The 2,405-nt window shown below is 52.2% G+C and carries 3 protein-coding genes; all 3 read left to right on the forward strand.

All coding sequences use genetic code 11. The features are described 5' to 3' along the window. The coding region (locus tag EJP87_RS18705) for a hypothetical protein (RefSeq protein WP_227657690.1) at positions 1-269 on the forward strand (269 nt) is incomplete at its 5' end. Further along, complete coding sequence (locus EJP87_RS15435; RefSeq protein ID WP_130472751.1) at positions 229-1,377, forward strand: UDP-N-acetyl glucosamine 2-epimerase; 1,149 nt, start codon at positions 229-231, stop codon at positions 1,375-1,377. The genes EJP87_RS18705 and EJP87_RS15435, both read left to right, overlap by 41 nt. After that, positions 1,374-2,405, forward strand: a 1,032-nt coding sequence (locus EJP87_RS15440; RefSeq protein ID WP_130472752.1) for a DegT/DnrJ/EryC1/StrS family aminotransferase, incomplete at its 3' end; no start/stop codon positions are given. The genes EJP87_RS15435 and EJP87_RS15440, both read left to right, overlap by 4 nt.

Consider the following 2,405-nt stretch of genomic DNA (forward strand, 5'->3'; position numbering starts at 1 on the left):
AGATGGATATGGTGTTCAGTAAGGGCCGTGTTCGCCTTTTCAACGCAGGCGCCACACTTCTTATTGAAAAGACAGCGGAGAGTGAACTTTTCCGTGGACATCTCAACCTTGTGCCAGCTGAACAACACACCCTCAACCTTTCGGATTGTCTCCCTCGAATGCTCGACAATCTCTATGCGGTACTGACGACATCGGGTTCCCCCCTATGCTCACTCGATGATGGCATTCATGCCCTGGAACTTGCCTTACGTATTCGTGATGGCGTCTAAAAAAACCATTCTCCTCTTTGCTCGCGACCCCGGAGGAGCCAACGCCATTGCTCCACTGGTCGTGCCCTTGCGGAACCGTGGCTTCTCTGTTTCTCTTTTCGGAAAAGACGTGGCGCTGAAGACGTTCGACGAGGCCGGTCTGGTCGCACAAGATATCCTTCGGGTGATATCACCCATCACCCCTGAAAGCGTGATGGGGCTTCTTCACGACAACCAGCCTGATTTTCTTTTTACGGGAACCAGTGCCGATGACATGGCTGAAAAATATTTATGGCAGGCCGCTCGAGAGCTTGGTATCCCTTCTTTTGCGATTCTCGATCAGTGGATCAATTATGGCCTCCGATTTTCACGCCATGGCGTCTCGGAGCTCGCCGCATTCCATGCTCATCCTATTCTGGAATTTCTACCCGATAAGATTTGTGTCATGGATGACTTCGCCAAGCAGGAGGCCATTCAGGAAGGCCTCGAAGCCGATCGCATCATTGTGACCGGTCAACCCTATTTTGAAACCGTTCTCAAGCGCGCTCAGTCCCTCATCCCGTCCTTTCGTCGGATCCATGCCGTCTCTGGCAACACCCTTCTCCTCGTCTTTGCGTCCGAACCCATCACCACCACCTATCATGAAACCGAATCCGGGCCTCATTTTTGGGGATATACTGAGCTTTCTATCTTGCGCTCGGTCCTGACGGCACTTTCGCAGCTCCCCGACCTTGATACACTTTGTCTCGTCATCCGTCCGCATCCCAAAGAGGGCCGAGCTCATTTCGATTCACTCCTGAACGACATCTCGCCCTCATTCCGCGTCCTCGTGGATTCGACCTCACCCTCGCTTGATCTCATCTGTTCGTCCGATCTGGTCATTGGGATGTCCTCGATGTTTCTCTTGGAGGCTTCCTTGGTTGGACAACGCATACTCAGCGTCCAAATCGGCCTTCATCGGCCAGATCCCTTTGTATTGAGCCGAATGGGCGTAACCAAATCAGTTACGTTGGAACATGATCTCTTTGAAAAATTGACGCATACCCTTAAAAAACCACCGAATATCTCGTATACTTTTATCCATAATCCCGTCGAACGGGTGATCAACGAAATGGTGGGGTACCTTTGAGCCAATTAGCAATTCATGGTGGACCCAAAGTCCGAAACGATTATTTCCCTCCCTATCGAACCATCGGAACGGAGGAAGAAGCCGCCGTCAAGCGTGTTCTGGATTCCGGCGTACTTTCTCGATTTCTCGGCACCTGGCACGAAGACTTTTTGGGCGGCCCCGAGGTTCGCGCGCTGGAAGAGGAATGGGCGGATCACTTTGGGGTCAAGCATGCCATTGCGGTCAATTCTGCAACATCCGGGCTCTATTGTGCTGTTGGGGCTGCGGGTATCGGCCCAGGAGACGAGGTCATCGTCAGTCCCTATACCATGTCCGCCTCTGCCATCGCCCCCCTTATTTACAACGCAATTCCTGTCTTTTCTGACATCGAGGAGGACTATTACTGCCTCTCGCCCCAATCGATTGAGCAGCGCATCACCCCTCGAACCAAGGCCATCATTGTCGTCGATCTGTTTGGTCAAGTCTTTGATGTCGACGCCATTCGTGCCCTGGCAAAAAAACATCAGCTGCTCGTGATCGAGGACTGTGCCCAAGCACCGGGAGCCACCTATCGCGGACAGTTTGCGGGAACATTGGGGGACATGGGTGTGTTTTCGCTCAACTATCACAAACACATTCACACCGGAGAAGGCGGCATCATTGTCACCCAAAATGATGATCTGGCTGAGAAATTGCGACTCATCCGAAATCATGCGGAGGCGGTCGTGGAGGCCAGGGGAACGGCCTCCCTTGTTAACATGCTTGGCTTTAACTATCGCATGACCGAAATTGAGGCCGCCATTGCCCGTGAACAATTGAAAAAACTCCCCCGACTCCTTCGTGAACGCTGGGACAATATCGCCTATTTATCGGAGAAACTACAAAGCATCCCATGCTTGACGCTTCCCAAGATTCGCCCTGAGACGGGACACGCCTTTTATCTCCATACGCTAACCTATTGTGCTCACAACAAGATGGATATGGTGTTCAGTAAGGGCCGTGTTCGCCTTTTCAACGCAGGCGCCACACTTCTTATTGAAAAGACAGCG

It is taken from the genome of Candidatus Magnetaquicoccus inordinatus (assembly GCF_004217665.1).
Lineage (GTDB): Bacteria > Pseudomonadota > Magnetococcia > Magnetococcales > Magnetaquicoccaceae > Magnetaquicoccus > Magnetaquicoccus inordinatus.